The organism is Brachyspira aalborgi (assembly GCF_008016455.1).
Classification (GTDB): Bacteria; Spirochaetota; Brachyspiria; order Brachyspirales; family Brachyspiraceae; genus Brachyspira; species Brachyspira aalborgi.
Window position 1 is genome coordinate 2,277,940 of record NZ_SAXU01000001.1, and the last position, 14,456, is coordinate 2,292,395.

Consider the following 14,456-nt stretch of genomic DNA (forward strand, 5'->3'; position numbering starts at 1 on the left):
TTAATAAGGATTTATAAATGAGCAATAACGATACTATTAAAGAAAAAAAAGAAAATATTATAACAAAAAATAAAATTCCGTTCGTAAAATTTATGCCTATTGCGGCGGTAATATCGACTATAATTTTTATAGCTTCGGTTTTTATATTCGTTCAAAAAATCAAAAGCGATAATTTTAATTTAAGTATAGATTTTGCAGGCGGAGTAGAATTAAATGTAAAAATTGACAATCCTCAAGTTATAAATATTGCCGAAATAAGAGCTTTGTATTCTCATTTTGGCGAAGAGACAATTAATATACAGGAACTTGAAGGCGAAGAAAATATAAATTCATTTCTTTTAAGATTTAGAGGTTCAAACGAAGAATCAGAAAGAGCTATGAAAGTTCTTTACGATAAATACGGAGAGGATAAAGTTTCATTAATTGGAAGCAATATTATAAGCGGAGTAGTTTCCGCCGATAATTTGAAATTGGCTTTTATACTTATAATAATTTCTTGGATAATAATAATGATTTATATAGCGATAAGGTTTAATCATCGTTACGCTTTGCCAGCGATTATAACTCTTATACATAATGTGGTTATAGTTTTTGGAATTTTGCTTTTCTTAAATAAAGAATTTTCTGTTTTGGTTTTATCTTCAATTTTAACTCTAATCGGTTATACGATTAACGATATAATAGTAGTATTCGATAGAATTAGAGAGAATGCCGATATTAATAAACCTTTTAAAGATATAGTTAATTTAAGTTTAAACAGCGTAGTTGGAAGAACTATAATGACGGGAATATCGACTTTGCTTGCCGCAGCTTCTATAATGATTTGGGGCGGTCCTATACTTTATGATTTTGCATTTACTTTCTTTTGCGGAGTCGTTATAGGAACTTATGCAAGCAATTTTATAGCAAGCGGGCTTTTAATATTATTTATGAAAGGTAAAAAATAATTTGACATTTTTTATTAAATATGTTATAATTATTTAAAATAAAATAAAAAATAGGCGGCACGAGACTAAATTATGTTTGAAAGAATTCAATTCAATTCAATTCAATTCAATTCAATTCAATTCAATTCAATTCAAGCAGATATTGTCACATGTTCTAATGTAGTAAATGTATTATTATCTATACTAAATAATATACCAATTATATCTATAGTTTTTAGGAATAATTATGGACTATAAAAAACTTTTAGATAAAATATTATGGTTTATTCCTTTTAGAAATTTAAGATATCTTTTAAGAAAAATATGTTATAATATATTAGAAATAGAAGATTTGAAAAAAGAATTGCAAGAACACATTATAGAATATAAAAGAGAATTTAAATTAATACATAAAGATTTTTATAGCAATTCAATTTACATGAAAATTACAAATGCGTGGTATCCTAATTATACTTATTTTGAAAAAGATAATTTTTTCCAATTATTAACTAATATTTGTAATAAGTATAATAAACTTTTATTATTGTCATATACTCAAGGCGATTGCGATATTGAAGTTTTTTCGGTATATGGTCCAAAAAGTAAAATAATCGAATCTAAATCAAAAATAAAAATATTTTGGACTTGCGAAGCTCATATTTTTCGTTCCGAATATAAAGATAATTGTTTAAAATATGTTAATCTATCATTGGGTATGAATCATATAAAACATGAAAATTATATAAGGATTCCTTTGTGGATATATTATTTTGCATGCATCAATCTTAATAAAGATAATATTTATAAAAAAGTTATTGAAATAAACGAAACTAAATATACTAAAACAAAATTTGCTTCGTTAATTGCCACTTGGGGAGGAGCGAATAATTTAAGAGCGACAATGTATAATCATATATCAAAGATAGATAAAATATATTGTCCAAGTAAATTTCTTCATAATGACGATTCTTTAAAAAATGAATTTAACGATAATAAATTAGAATATTTAAAACAATTTAAATTTAATATTTGCCCTGAAAATGTAATAGAAGACGGTTATATAACGGAAAAATTATTTGACGCTTTTAATTCGGGATGCATTCCTATTTGGAACGGCGATAGAAATATTGAACCAAATATAATTAATAAAAATTCTATTTTATATTGGGAAAAAGATTCTGACAATAAAGAATTGCTTAAAGAAATAGAAAGATTGCATAAAGACGAAGAGTATTATAATAATTTTATTTCACAACCGAGATTAATAAAGGATAATGCAACGGATTATATTTACAATCAAATAAAACAATTACATGATAGATTAGAAGAACTTATTCAAGATTTAATTCAAAAGCAATAAAAATAATTATAATAATCTATATTTAAAATCTAATAGAAATTAATAAAAATATTGACATTGCTATGGATTTAGCCTAGTTACTTTATTTAATGGGGTAAAGCAATATAAAAAAATAAATTAGACAAATTATACATGCAAATATAATTTAAAAATTATTATTTATAAAACGCTAAAATTCTATTTATTGAATTTTTCTTAATTTATATTTATACTAATTTTATAATATAATCAGAGAATTAAAATGCAAGAATATAAAACCTTAAAAATAGAAAATATTTATAATATAAACGATATTAATCATGCTTTGCCTTTGCTCAATTCTTCGGGCATAAATACTTTTGCAGATAAAACTAATATTATTCTTAATTTCGACACAGTAGATATAAAATTGCTTGAAACTATAAAATATAATCCTTTGATACAAAAAACTATAGAAGAATTATATAAAATTCATTCTTTTTCAAGCTCCAACGGTAAAATAGTTTTTAAAAGTTTCAATAAAGAGAAGAGAGTAAAAAATAAAAAACAAAACAGCAAAAAAAGATTGGCTTACGAATATTATAAAAAAGATTTCAAAAATACAAATAATGAAATTAATAAAAAATTTGTAAATAAAATTCATTGCACCGATTCTTTGGAGCTAATAAAAAAATTTCCAGATAATTGCATCGATATAGTATTAACTTCGCCTCCTTACAATTTTGGTATAAATTACGAGAATACAAACGATGTGAATATTTGGGAAGATTATTTTAATAAATTATTTAATATTTTTAGAGAATGCGTTAGAGTTTTGAAAGATAGCGGAAGAATTATTATAAATGTTCAGCCTATGTTTTCGGATTATATTCCAACGCATCATTTGATAAGTAATTTTTTCTTAAAAGAGGGCTTAATTTGGAAAGGCGAGATAATTTGGGAAAAGAATAATTATAATTGTAAATATTGCACTTGGGGAAGTTGGAAAAGTCCTTCTTCGCCTTATTTAAAATATTCTTGGGAGTTTGTAGAAATATTTTGCAAAAATTCTTTAAAAAAAGAAGGCGATAAAAATAATATAGATATAGATTCTGAAGAGTTTAAAAAATGGGTTTACGGAAAATGGAGTATAGCGCCAGAAAGAAACATGAAAAAATATAAACATGACGCTATGTTTCCTGAAGAATTAGTTAAAAGATTACTTAAATTATTTTCTTACAAAAACGATATTGTTCTTGACCCTTTTAATGGAGCGGGAACGACTACGAAAGTAGCCAAACAATTAAATAGAAAATTTATAGGAATTGATATATCGGAAGAATATTGTAAAACCGCAGAAGATAGATTAAATGACTGCTTGAATATATCTAAAAAAGAAAAAGATTTATTCAATTCATAGGAAAAATAAAATATGTATTCTGTAAAAGATATTATACAAGATTATAATAGCATAGTTAAAGTTATAGATAAAGACGCTTCCAAACAAAATAATAGAGCTTATGGCGGAGTTATAAGAAGCGTTAAAGGAAAATTACAAGAACATATAACCGAAGAAATTATAAAAATAGCTTGGAATAATTTAAATGGAAATCCAAACAGATTAGAAATAAATTCGGAGAAAATTAAACTTCCTATAAAAGAAAGTTATATAAAAAATATTAAAAACGAAGAAGTGAGAAAATATATAACCGACAATAAAAAATATTATTATCACGGTTTAAGCGTAGATAAACATGTTTTTATAGATAATAAATTTGTTATTGGAATAGAATGCAAAGCCTACACTGAAAACGCTATGATAAAAAGAATTTTAATAGATTTTCATTTGCTAAAAACTATTTTTCCAAATATATCATGTTATTTATTTCAATTAGAAAGTCAATTAGGCGGAGATTATTCAGAGTTGCCAGAAACTATATACGGCTCAAAATCGACTCACTCAATAATGAGTTATTTTGAAGATGTAGATTTAAATATAATAACTTTATTAAAAGGCGAAAGAAATATTAATAAGCCTATACACAAAAATTTTAAACCTTTGGAAGAAAATATTTTAAATAAAACAATTAAATTAATGGAAAACGAATTGAGAAAATATTTATAATTATTTTTTAATTATATTTTTCAAGTATAATAAAATTCAAATTACTAATTAATTAAAATATCTAAATAAAGTCGTATTTTGCTATTGACTCTGGAGTTAACTCCAATGTTATAATATAATAATTAATAATATTTTATAATTTTTAAATATTTTAATAATCAAAATTTTTTAAGGAGAAAATTATGACTATAGCGGAAGTAAGCAAAAAAGTAAATCTTTCGGCGGATACTTTAAGATATTACGAAAGAATAGGATTAATTCCCGAAGTAAACAGAACAGAATCGGGAATAAGAAATTATACCGAAGAGGATTTAGGATGGATAGAATTCTCAAAATGTATGCGAAATGCGTGAATGTCGATAGAGGCTTTAATAGAATATATTAAGCTTTACAAAAAAGGAGATGTGACATTAGAAGCGAGAAAACAATTACTAATTTCTCAAAAAGATGTAATAAAAGAAAGGCTTGAAGAAATTCAAAACACTTTTGACAGAATAAATTATAAAATCAAAAATTACGAAAAAATTTTAGTGGAAAGAGAAAAAGATTTATTAAAAAAGAAAAATAAGAAGTAAAAAATGAAACTTTAATATTGACTCTGGAGTTAACTCCAATGTTATAATTAAAAAATTATTAAATATTAAAAATCAAGGAGTAAATAATATGACGGAATTACAAAAATTAGAAGCGGGTTTAGAATATTCTTTTTTTGACGATGAAGTGGCTCAAAGAAAGACGGAAGCTATAATAAAATGTAAAAAATTTAATTCTATAGAAGCGGATAATTTTGAAGAACAATTTAAAGCGATAAAAGAATTATTAGGCTCGGTTAAAGATAAGGCTTATATCAATACGGGATTTTATTGCGACTATGGAAAAAATATACATGTGGGAAAAGATTTTGTGGCAAATTATAATGTTACAATATTGGATATAGCTACAGTCAATATAGGAGATTATTGTATGATAGGACCGAATACTTTGATAACAACGGTTGGGCATCCTCTTACGGCAAGCGGAAGAAGAATGAAACTCGCTCAAGCAAAACCCGTTAATATAGGAAACGATGTGTGGATTGGAGGAAATTGCGTTATACTGCCAGGAATTAATATAGGCAATAATGTGATTATAGCGGCTGGTTCGGTTGTGACTAAAGATGTTCCAGACAATACTTTAGTCGCTGGAATTCCCGCTAAAAAATTAAGAGAATTGGAAAAATAAAAATATTATAATAATTAAAAAATCAAATTACATATTGACTATAGAGTTAACTCCAATGATATAATTAAACTATAAAATAAAAAATAAATAAAAACAAAAGGAGAAATTACAATGCAAAATTTCGGTAAAGCCGTGCCTACGGCAAAATTAAACAACGGCGTGGAAATGCCAATATTAGGTTTCGGAGTATATCAAATACCCGATTATGACGAATGCAAGAGAGCGGTTTTGGATGCTTTGGAAACGGGCTACAGATTAATCGACACCGCTTCTGCATACTTCAACGAGAAAGCGGTTGGAGATGCGATAAAAGAAAGCGGTATAAATAGAAAAGAATTATTTATAACGACTAAATTATGGATTAACAATGCGGGATACGAAAACGCTAAAAAAGGTTTTGAAGTTTCTATGGAAAAATTGCAGTTGGATTATTTGGATTTATATTTAATCCATCAACCTTTCGGAGATTATTACGGTTCATGGCGAGCTATGGAAGAATTGTTAGAAAATAAAAAAGTCCGAGCGATTGGAGTTTGCAATTTTTATCCCGATAGATTAATGGATTTGGCGGAACATAATAAAATTAAACCAGCGATTAATCAAATAGAAACTCATCCATTTTTTCAAAGAGAATACGATAACGAGATAATGAAAAATTACGGAACGCAAATAGAATCTTGGGGACCTTTTGCCGAAGGTAGAAATGATATGTTTACAAATCCTATTTTGTCGGAAATAGGAAAGAAATATAATAAATCTGTCGCTCAAGTTATATTAAGATGGCTTATACAAAGAAATGTTGTAGTTATTCCAAAAAGCGTTCATAAAGAGAGAATAATTGAAAACTTTAATATTTTCGATTTTGAACTTTCTGCAGACGACATGGATAAAATAAAATCTATGGATACGGGAAAAAGTTTATTTTTTAGCCATAGCGATGTAGAAATCGTAAAATTTCTTATCGGTAGAAAAATTTGATTTAGATTATATTTTAATATTGACATTGGAGTTAACTCCAATGTTATAATATTAAAATTAAATTAATAGAAGGAAAATAAATTATGTTAAAAAAATTAATCTATATTTTAGGCTTTATAATATTATTTCAAATTATTATTTTAGCCCAAAACGATATTGGAGGAAAAACTATGATAAAAATGACTTTTGCAGGAAATGAAATTTACGGAGAGATTTTAAATACTCAAAGCGGAAAAGAATTTTTATCTCAATTGCCAGCAAGTCTAAAATTTGAAGATTATAATTCTACCGAAAAAATAAGCTATTTGCCTAAAAAATTATCGGCTCAAGGAGAACCAGAAGGATTTACTCCAAAAAAAGGAGATATTTCTTATTATGTCCCTTGGGGAAATCTTGCTATTTTTTACAGAGACTTTAGATACTCTCGAAGTTTAATTAAAATCGGAGAATTAAAAGATATTGATAAACTTGCAAATATGCAAGAAGATTTTGAAGTTAGAATAGAAGTAGTTAAAAAATAAAATTAAAGAGTTGTTAATGAAAAAGATAAAATATTTAGTAATTGCGGTTTTGCTTATTATTTCATGCTCAAAAAATTTGCAAAATCAATTAAATAATTTTGGAGGAATAACAATGAAAGCAAAAGAAAAATATAAAGAATTATTGAAGAGAGATTTTGCAGTTTCAAAAGAAGACGAAGATTTGCAAAATATATTTAATAATTTTGTTTACGGAGAAGTTTATAATCATGGAAATTTAGAGCCTAAATTAAGAGAACTTATAACTTTAGTGTCTCTTACGGCAAGTCAGGGCAACAACATGATAGCGGAACATGTAGAAGCGGCTTTAAATGTAGGTGCAAGCGCAATAGAAATAAATGAGGCTTTGTATCAATGCGCGCCTTATGTTGGTTTTCCGAGAGTATTTACGGTTTTAGAAGAAGCGAATAAAGTTTTTAAAGATAAAAATATAAAACTGCCTTTGAAATCTCAAGCTACGGTAAATGAAGAGACGAAATTTGAAAAAGGTTTATCGGCTCAAACAAACATATTTGGAAATATAATTTTAGATATGCATAAAAACGCTCCAGAAAATTTAAAACATATTCAAAATTATTTGTCGGCAATGTGTTTTGGAGATTTTTATACGAGAGAAGGTTTGGATTTGAAGACGAGAGAGCTTTTGACTTTTATAATGTTAATATCTTTAGGCGGAGCAGAGCCTCAAGCGACAAGCCATGCAAAAGCCAATATTTCTATGGGCAACGATAAAGACATACTTATAGAAGCGGTTACTCAATGCATTCCGTATATAGGTTATCCGAGAACTTTAAACGCAATAACTATAATAAACGGAATTAATTAAATTAAAAAAATTAAATTTTACTATTGACTCTGGAGTTAACTCCAATGTTATAATAATGCAATAAATTAAAAACTAAATAAATTATATTAATGCCAAATGGCAAAGGAGAAATAAAATGCAAAAAAGAATTTTAGGAAAATATTTGGAAGTGTCTGCAATAGGACTCGGATGCATGGGAATGAGTCATGGATATGGAGAGCTGTCAGATAAAAAAGAGATGATTACGCTTATTCATAAAGCTATAGATTTGGGCGTGACATTTTTCGATACTGCGGAAATTTACGGACCGTTTATTAACGAAGAGCTTGTAGGCGAAGCTTTGAAACCTTATAAAAACAATGTGATTTAGCCACAAAATTTGGTTTGGAAACGGATAAAAAAGTCTTAACTCCCAACTCAAAACCAGAAGTTATAAGAAAATCAATAGACGGTTCGCTTAAAAGATTGCGATTAGAAACTATAGATTTGTATTATCTTCATAGAGTGGATACAAATACTCCGATTGAAGAAGTCGCTTCTACAATAAAAGATTTGATTAAAGAAGGAAAAGTTAAACATTGGGGACTTTCGGAAGCAGGAGCTGATACTATAAGAAAAGCCGATTCCGTTTGCAAATTAACCGCTATTCAAAGCGAATATTCTATGATGTGGCGAGAACCCGAAAAAGAAATATTGCCTTTATTAGAGGAATTGAATATTGGATTTGTTCCTTTCGCTCCTTTAGGTAGAGGTTTTTTAACGGGAAGCATAAAGAAAGACGCCGAATTTAAAAGCGGAGATTTTAGAAATATAGTTCCAAGATTCAAAAAAGAAAATCTTGAAGCTAATCAGGTATTGGTTGAACTTATAAGAGATATTGCCAATAAAAAGAATATAACTTTATCTCAAGTCGCTTTGGCTTGGGTATTGGCTCAAAAAAGTTTTATAGTCCCTATACCTGGAACTAGAAGTTTAGACAGATTAAAAGAAAATGTTTCTTCCGCCGATGTCGTATTAAGCGAAGAAGAATTAAAAGATATAAACGAAGCTCTTTCAAAAATAGTAATTCAAGGAGATAGATATCCTAAAGAATTAGCGGATAAAGTTGGAAGATAGAAAATTAATTTTATATAAATTTCTTATATTTAGTCCTTAAATTAAAGGTTGTCTTGCAATTCTGCAGGCAACCTTATTTATTTAATATATTAAAAAAATATAATATTTTTTAGTTATGCCTTTTGAGTATAAACGGATATAAAATAAAAGTATTTGCTTCAAATTATTTAATATTTTAAAATCTGAATAATTAAAACATTAAATAAAAAAGGAGAAACAATGATAAAAACAAAAATTATTGCTTTAACAATAGCGGTTTTAATTTTTGCAATAGCTGGTTTTGGAATTTATTTTTTCAATACAGAGAGAGACATAAAAACTTTAGAAAGTATGGAAATTATAAAAACAGAAAAAGAAATAAATATAACTCCAAGCTATACCCAATTTTCGGATAATCTTATTTTAATAAAAGGCGGAACTTTTACTATGGGAAGTCCGAATAACGAAAGACAGAGAAATAGAGACGAAACTCAACATACGGTAACTATAAATTCTTTTTATATCGACCCTTACGAAGTGACTCAAAAAGATTATAGAGAAATAATAGGAAATAATCCGAGCTATTTTTCAGGCGATAATCTACCTGTAGAAAATATAACTTGGTTTGACGCCGTTAATTATTGCAATAAATTAAGCGAAAAAAGAGGACTAACTCCCGTATATTCTATAGAAGGAAATACGGTAAGATGGAATAGAACGGCAAACGGATACAGACTCCTAACGGAAGCGGAATGGGAATATGCGGCGAGAGCTGGGACGACTACAATATTTAATCATGGAAATCAAATAACGAGCGCAAATGCCAATTTTTATGGCAGTTATCCTTATTTAATAGAAGAAAATTATGTAAATAGAAGAGATTCAACCGTTGTGACGAGTAGTTATAGAGGAAACACGATTAATGTTAATAGTTTGTCCGCGAATCAATTTGGAATTTATAATATGTATGGAAATGTTTCAGAATGGTGTTTTGATTATTACGGAAATTACGATACGATAAATACGGTTAATCCCGTTGGAGCAATTAGCGGTTCTCTCAGAGTAAATAGAGGCGGAAGCTATAACGACTTTGCAAAACATTTAAGAAGCGCCTATCGTTCAGCTGCAAATCCTTTGAGTAAAGATAGAAATTTAGGATTTCGTATAGCTAGAAATTCTCAAGCTATAAACGAAACAATAACGACAACTTATTCTTTAAATATAAGAATGCCTCAAAATCCGAAAATATTAATCGCATATTTTTCTTATAGCGGAAATACCGAAAATGCAGCTAGAATAATAAGGCAAAAAACGGGAGGCGATTTATTTGAAATAAACATGGAAAAACCTTATCGAGGAAATATTTACGAAGTCTCTCAAATAGATTTAAATAAAAATGTTCGTCCAAAATTAAAAGATAGAGTTCAAAATATGGCTCAATACGATATTATACTTTTAGGTTATCCAACTTGGTGGGCTACCATGCCTATGCCCGTTTTTACTTTTATTGAAGAATACGATTTAAAAGGAAAAATTATTATACCGTTTAGCAGTCATGGAGGAACTATGTTTGGAGATAGCGTTTCTGATTTATCGAAATTAGTTAAAGATTCTTATGTAGGTTTTGGATTTGAATTTAATTATTCGGGAGGCAGAGGACTTTCAGGAAGAATTTCAGAATGGCTTAAAGAAAACGGAATAAGAGAGATAAATTAAAAATTATAATGAAACGAAAGATAAAAATTTTAATAGATATAATAATGTTTTTTATATTTATTTACTTAATGAGTTATAGAGCGGGCAGAGGATTATTCTTGCATGGAGTTTTAGGATGCGTTCTTTTTACTCTCTTTATAATTCATCATTTATTAAATATTCGTTGGTATTTCGGGCTTAACAAAGGAAAATATAATTGGACAAGAAAATCATTTGCAATAATAGATTTTATTTTGCTTACCGATATGATTTTAATGGCTATAAGTTCGGTAATGATGTCGGGAAGCGTGTTTTCATTTTCGCCTTTCATATCAACGCAGTTTGCTAGAGATTTGCATGTGTCGTCAACAGCTTGGGGATTTATTTTTACGGCATTGCATTTGGGACTTCATACGAATTCGGCATTTAAAAAAATTATTAGAATTATAAAATAAACGAATAAAAAATATTTAATTTATATTTATAATTTTTTATTTTTTATATTTTTAGCTTTAGGCGTATTTTTCTTTATTAAAAGCGAACTTTGGAAATCTATGTTTATGATTCCTAAAAATATTTTTAATTATAATATTCTTATTTTCTATATAGAATATTCAATTATTACTCTATCAATATGTCAGGCTTTTTATTTATTTGCAAATTTTGCAAACGCGAAAAAATAAACTTAATTTTTAATTTCTAATTTATCGCAAAGTTTATCTAAAAATATTTTTCCCGCTTGAGAAAATATCTGTCCTTTTTTCCAAACTATATTTATTCTTGGTTTAAGTTTAGGCTTTAACGGAATAAAACAAATATCTTTATTATTTATATCGATAATCGTAAGAGAATATCCTATTCCTTCTTTTACCATAAAAATTGAACTATAAACGAGGTTTTTAGTAAGAACTATATTAAGTTTTTCAATATCGTCTTTAAACCATTGTAAAAATTTATTATTGTCGGATTTATTATGCATCAATGTTTTAGGAACTATAATAGGCAAATTGAGTAAATCTTTTTTCTCTATAAATTTCTTTTTAGCAATTTTAGAATCTCTTCTTGCCAATATTCCCCAAACTTCTTCTGTCGGTATTTCTATATAATCGTATAAAGACAAATCGGCTGGTTCTATCAAAACTCCAAAATCTATTAATCCGTTATCAAGTTTGTCGGTTATATCTCCATAATTTCCGCTATGAATATGATAAATTATATTAGGATAATCGTTTTGCATTTCTTTTATTATTTTAGCTATTAAATCTATCGCTTTAGTTTCCGCAGTTCCTATATAAATGTCTCCCGCTATTATTTTGTCATTTGATTTAAACTCCGTTCTTGTCTTGTCTATTAAATCCATTATCTCTTCGGCTCTTTTTTTAAGTAAAACGCCTTCGCTTGTAAGTTTTATTTTATAATTGCTTCTTATAAAAAGTTTTTTGCCAATATCTCTTTCAAGAGAACTTATTTGCCTTGAAAGATTAGGTTGAGTTAGATTAAGACGATTAGCGGCTTTGGTTATACTGCCTTCTCTTGCGGCTATTAAGAAATATTTTAAAGCTCTGAATTCCATTTGCATCCTTGTTTTTATAATCATAATATCATAGCTTGCAATACTTTTCAAGTATAAACAGATATAAAATAAAAGTATTTGCTTCAAATTATTTAATATTTTAAAATTCAAACCATTGATTAATTAAATTAAAAAAAATTAAATTTTACTATTGACTATAGAGTTAACTCTAATGTTATAATAATTAAAAATTAATAAATTATTTTTAAAATTTTTAAGGAGAGAAAATGAATATATTAGTAGCTTATTTTAGCGCAAGCGGAATTACAAAAGAAGTTGCCGAAAATATCGCTGAAGTTTCGGGAGCGAAGTTATTTGAAATAATCCCAAAAGTTCCTTACAGTAAAGCGGATTTAGATTGGACAGATAATAAAAGCCGTTCTACTATAGAATGCAAAGACAAAAACTCTCGTCCAGAGATTTCAAATAGAATAGACATTTCGCCATTTGACGCTATTATTATAGGTTTTCCAATTTGGTGGTATAACGCCCCGAATATAATTTTTAGCTTTTTAGAAGCTTACGATTTTAGCGGTAAAATTATAGTTCCTTTTTGCACAAGCGGAGGAAGCGAACTTGAGCCTGCGCCTCGTTATATGCAAAAATGTTGTCCTAAAGCCATATTTAAAACAGGAAAACGATTTAATTTTGGAGCAAATCGATTAAGCATAAAAAGATGGCTTGAAAGTTTAGGATTAAACAAATAATTTTTTAATGAAGGAGGAAAAATAAAAAATAAAATTAAAATTTAAATTAAAAAAATTAAAAAACAAAAAAATTAAAAAAAAGGAGAAAATAAATGACAAAAAGAATTATAATATTTTTAACAAGTTTAATATTTTTTACGGGAGCTTTTCTAAACGCTCAAAATAGCAAAACGCTTATAGTTTATTTTTCTTGGGGCGGAAATACTAGAGTAGCCGCCGAAAATACTAAAAGATTAACGGGAGCGGATATATTTGAGATAACGGTTAAAAATCCTTATCCAACAGATTATAGTCAATGCGTTAATCAAGCGAGAGAGGAACAGAGAACCGATTTTCTTCCCGAGCTAAACGGAAATGTAAATAATTTATCTCAATACGATACGATTATTGTCGCTTTTCCAAATTGGTGGGGAACTTATCCTCAAGCCGTGAAAAAATTTCTAATCGATAATAGAGATATTTCTTCTAAAAAAATCGCTCTTCTATGCACGCATGCAGGCTCAAGACTCGGAAGAAGCGTCAACGATTTAAAAGCTTTATACCCAAACGCGAATATACTTGAAAGTTTGGCTATAAGCGGAAGTTCGGTTAGAAACTCTGAAAACGATATAAGAAATTGGCTTAAAAAAATAGGGCTTCTGTAAATTTAATTTTTATTAGGGCTTGATAAAATGTAAAATTTTATCAGCCTTAATAAAAATATTTAGGTAAAGAAAAAATGAAAAAGATAATAAAAATTTTTGTAGATATAATTATGACTATATTATTATTTTTACTTACCGCATATCATTGGACGGGGGATACGATTCATGAATATTTGGGTTTTTCTCTATTCTTTTTCTTTATACTTCATCATATTCTTAATTTTAATTGGTATAAAAGTTTATTTAAAGGAAAATATAGCTTTAATAGAATATTGAATACTTTTATTAATACTATGCTTATAATTTGCATGCTCGGTTTAATGATAAGCGGAATAATGTTTTCCCGTAAAGTTTTATTCTTTCTTAATTTGGATGGAGGCGGAATGTTTAATCGCAGACTTCATATGCTTTCGGCTTCTTGGATTTTCGTTTTTATTTCAGCTCATATTGGAATGCATTGGGGAATGTTTATTGGTATGATGAAATTAAAAAAAATTAAAGCTATTATTTTAAGAATATTGATAAATATTTTAGGAATATCGATTGCAATTTATGGAATATTTTCTTTTGTAAAACGAAGATTATACGAGAAAATGTTTCTTCTTATAGATTACGCTTTTTTTGATTATGACGAGGCGATTATATTTTTCTTTTTAGATTATTTGGCAATTATGGGATTATTTATTTTTATAACTTATTATTTTTCTAATTATTCTAGTAAAGGATTTAGTTTAAATAAGTAGTTTGTTATTAATATAATAATTGAAATACTAAAAATAAATTATAAATTTGATTTGAAAGGAAAATAAAATTATGCAAAATAAAATATT

General features: G+C 27.4%; 16 protein-coding genes and 1 pseudogene. 16 read left to right on the forward strand and 1 reads right to left on the reverse strand.

Features of this window, described 5'->3' with window-relative positions:
• The first annotated feature begins 17 nt into the window (after window positions 1-17).
• The 13 genes and pseudogenes from secF to EPJ79_RS10435 all read left to right on the forward strand — a co-directional run bounded on the left by secF (window position 18) and on the right by EPJ79_RS10435 (window position 11,157).
• Window positions 18-947 (forward strand): protein translocase subunit SecF, encoded by a 930-nt coding sequence (gene secF / locus EPJ79_RS10380; protein ID WP_147718413.1) that lies wholly within the window; start codon window positions 18-20, stop codon window positions 945-947.
• Window positions 948-1,173: 226 nt separating this feature from the next.
• Window positions 1,174-2,286 carry a glycosyltransferase family 10 domain-containing protein gene (locus EPJ79_RS10385; protein ID WP_147739429.1) on the forward strand — a complete coding sequence of 371 codons (1,113 nt, stop codon included), beginning with the start codon at window positions 1,174-1,176 and terminating at the stop codon, window positions 2,284-2,286.
• Window positions 2,287-2,527: 241 nt separating this feature from the next.
• Window positions 2,528-3,664 carry a DNA-methyltransferase gene (locus tag EPJ79_RS10390; RefSeq protein ID WP_147739430.1) on the forward strand — a complete coding sequence of 379 codons (1,137 nt, stop codon included), beginning with the start codon at window positions 2,528-2,530 and terminating at the stop codon, window positions 3,662-3,664.
• 12 nt (window positions 3,665-3,676) lie between these two features.
• Window positions 3,677-4,369, forward strand: coding sequence for a restriction endonuclease (locus EPJ79_RS10395; RefSeq protein ID WP_147739431.1), 693 nt, complete (start codon window positions 3,677-3,679; stop codon window positions 4,367-4,369).
• 182 nt (window positions 4,370-4,551) lie between these two features.
• Window positions 4,552-4,944 (forward strand): annotated as a pseudogene (locus tag EPJ79_RS10400) (MerR family transcriptional regulator).
• Between the two features lie 88 nt (window positions 4,945-5,032).
• A complete protein-coding gene (locus EPJ79_RS10405) occupies window positions 5,033-5,590 on the forward strand; it encodes a sugar O-acetyltransferase (RefSeq protein ID WP_147739432.1) in 558 nt (185 codons plus the stop codon).
• A 132-nt stretch (window positions 5,591-5,722) separates the two neighbouring features.
• The gene (locus EPJ79_RS10410; RefSeq protein ID WP_147739630.1) at window positions 5,723-6,568 is read left to right on the forward strand and encodes an aldo/keto reductase; all 846 of its coding nucleotides are present in this window, start codon (window positions 5,723-5,725) and stop codon (window positions 6,566-6,568) included.
• An 83-nt stretch (window positions 6,569-6,651) separates the two neighbouring features.
• Window positions 6,652-7,089: a cyclophilin-like fold protein gene (locus EPJ79_RS10415; protein WP_147739433.1), complete on the forward strand. Its 438-nt coding sequence runs from the start codon at window positions 6,652-6,654 to the stop codon at window positions 7,087-7,089.
• A 16-nt stretch (window positions 7,090-7,105) separates the two neighbouring features.
• On the forward strand, window positions 7,106-7,933 hold the full coding sequence (locus EPJ79_RS10420; protein WP_147739434.1) for a carboxymuconolactone decarboxylase family protein: 828 nt from the start codon (window positions 7,106-7,108) through the stop codon (window positions 7,931-7,933).
• Between the two features lie 115 nt (window positions 7,934-8,048).
• Window positions 8,049-8,282: an aldo/keto reductase gene (locus tag EPJ79_RS12005; RefSeq protein WP_274596001.1), complete on the forward strand. Its 234-nt coding sequence runs from the start codon at window positions 8,049-8,051 to the stop codon at window positions 8,280-8,282.
• A gap of 14 nt (window positions 8,283-8,296) precedes the next feature.
• Entirely contained in the window at window positions 8,297-9,028 is a 732-nt protein-coding gene (locus EPJ79_RS10425) for an aldo/keto reductase (protein WP_274596002.1), read from the forward strand.
• 219 nt (window positions 9,029-9,247) lie between these two features.
• The gene (locus tag EPJ79_RS10430) at window positions 9,248-10,723 is read left to right on the forward strand and encodes a flavodoxin (protein ID WP_244289101.1); all 1,476 of its coding nucleotides are present in this window, start codon (window positions 9,248-9,250) and stop codon (window positions 10,721-10,723) included.
• A gap of 8 nt (window positions 10,724-10,731) precedes the next feature.
• Window positions 10,732-11,157, forward strand: coding sequence for a DUF4405 domain-containing protein (locus tag EPJ79_RS10435; protein WP_147739435.1), 426 nt, complete (start codon window positions 10,732-10,734; stop codon window positions 11,155-11,157).
• A 230-nt stretch (window positions 11,158-11,387) separates the two neighbouring features.
• Here the strand turns inward: EPJ79_RS10435 and EPJ79_RS10440 are convergent, their stop codons facing one another.
• Window positions 11,388-12,275 (reverse strand): LysR family transcriptional regulator, encoded by an 888-nt coding sequence (locus EPJ79_RS10440; RefSeq protein ID WP_147739436.1) that lies wholly within the window; start codon window positions 12,273-12,275, stop codon window positions 11,388-11,390.
• A 227-nt stretch (window positions 12,276-12,502) separates the two neighbouring features.
• Here EPJ79_RS10440 and EPJ79_RS10445 point away from each other — a divergent pair, with 227 nt between their 5' ends.
• From EPJ79_RS10445 to EPJ79_RS10455, 3 genes are all read left to right on the forward strand, one after another.
• Window positions 12,503-12,982 carry a flavodoxin gene (locus tag EPJ79_RS10445; RefSeq protein WP_147739437.1) on the forward strand — a complete coding sequence of 160 codons (480 nt, stop codon included), beginning with the start codon at window positions 12,503-12,505 and terminating at the stop codon, window positions 12,980-12,982.
• A 92-nt stretch (window positions 12,983-13,074) separates the two neighbouring features.
• Window positions 13,075-13,626, forward strand: coding sequence for a flavodoxin (locus EPJ79_RS10450; RefSeq protein WP_147739438.1), 552 nt, complete (start codon window positions 13,075-13,077; stop codon window positions 13,624-13,626).
• A gap of 74 nt (window positions 13,627-13,700) precedes the next feature.
• The gene (locus EPJ79_RS10455; RefSeq protein WP_147739439.1) at window positions 13,701-14,369 is read left to right on the forward strand and encodes a DUF4405 domain-containing protein; all 669 of its coding nucleotides are present in this window, start codon (window positions 13,701-13,703) and stop codon (window positions 14,367-14,369) included.
• Window positions 14,370-14,456 lie beyond the last annotated feature (87 nt).

Bases quoted from the DNA above. Each gene is read 5' to 3' on its own strand.
- EPJ79_RS10445 (WP_147739437.1), top strand. From the start codon at position 12,503: ATGAATATATTAGTAGCTTATTTTAGCGCAAGCGGAATTACAAAAGAA.
- EPJ79_RS10435 (WP_147739435.1), top strand. From the start codon at position 10,732: ATGAAACGAAAGATAAAAATTTTAATAGATATAATAATGTTTTTTATA.
- EPJ79_RS10405 (WP_147739432.1), top strand. From the start codon at position 5,033: ATGACGGAATTACAAAAATTAGAAGCGGGTTTAGAATATTCTTTTTTT.
- EPJ79_RS12005 (WP_274596001.1), top strand. From the start codon at position 8,049: ATGCAAAAAAGAATTTTAGGAAAATATTTGGAAGTGTCTGCAATAGGA.
- secF (WP_147718413.1), top strand. From the start codon at position 18: ATGAGCAATAACGATACTATTAAAGAAAAAAAAGAAAATATTATAACA.
- EPJ79_RS10390 (WP_147739430.1), top strand. From the start codon at position 2,528: ATGCAAGAATATAAAACCTTAAAAATAGAAAATATTTATAATATAAAC.
- EPJ79_RS10455 (WP_147739439.1), top strand. From the start codon at position 13,701: ATGAAAAAGATAATAAAAATTTTTGTAGATATAATTATGACTATATTA.
- EPJ79_RS10415 (WP_147739433.1), top strand. From the start codon at position 6,652: ATGTTAAAAAAATTAATCTATATTTTAGGCTTTATAATATTATTTCAA.
- EPJ79_RS10430 (WP_244289101.1), top strand. From the start codon at position 9,248: ATGATAAAAACAAAAATTATTGCTTTAACAATAGCGGTTTTAATTTTT.
- EPJ79_RS10450 (WP_147739438.1), top strand. From the start codon at position 13,075: ATGACAAAAAGAATTATAATATTTTTAACAAGTTTAATATTTTTTACG.
- EPJ79_RS10395 (WP_147739431.1), top strand. From the start codon at position 3,677: ATGTATTCTGTAAAAGATATTATACAAGATTATAATAGCATAGTTAAA.
- EPJ79_RS10440 (WP_147739436.1), bottom strand. From the start codon at position 12,275: ATGGAATTCAGAGCTTTAAAATATTTCTTAATAGCCGCAAGAGAAGGC.
- EPJ79_RS10385 (WP_147739429.1), top strand. From the start codon at position 1,174: ATGGACTATAAAAAACTTTTAGATAAAATATTATGGTTTATTCCTTTT.
- EPJ79_RS10420 (WP_147739434.1), top strand. From the start codon at position 7,106: ATGAAAAAGATAAAATATTTAGTAATTGCGGTTTTGCTTATTATTTCA.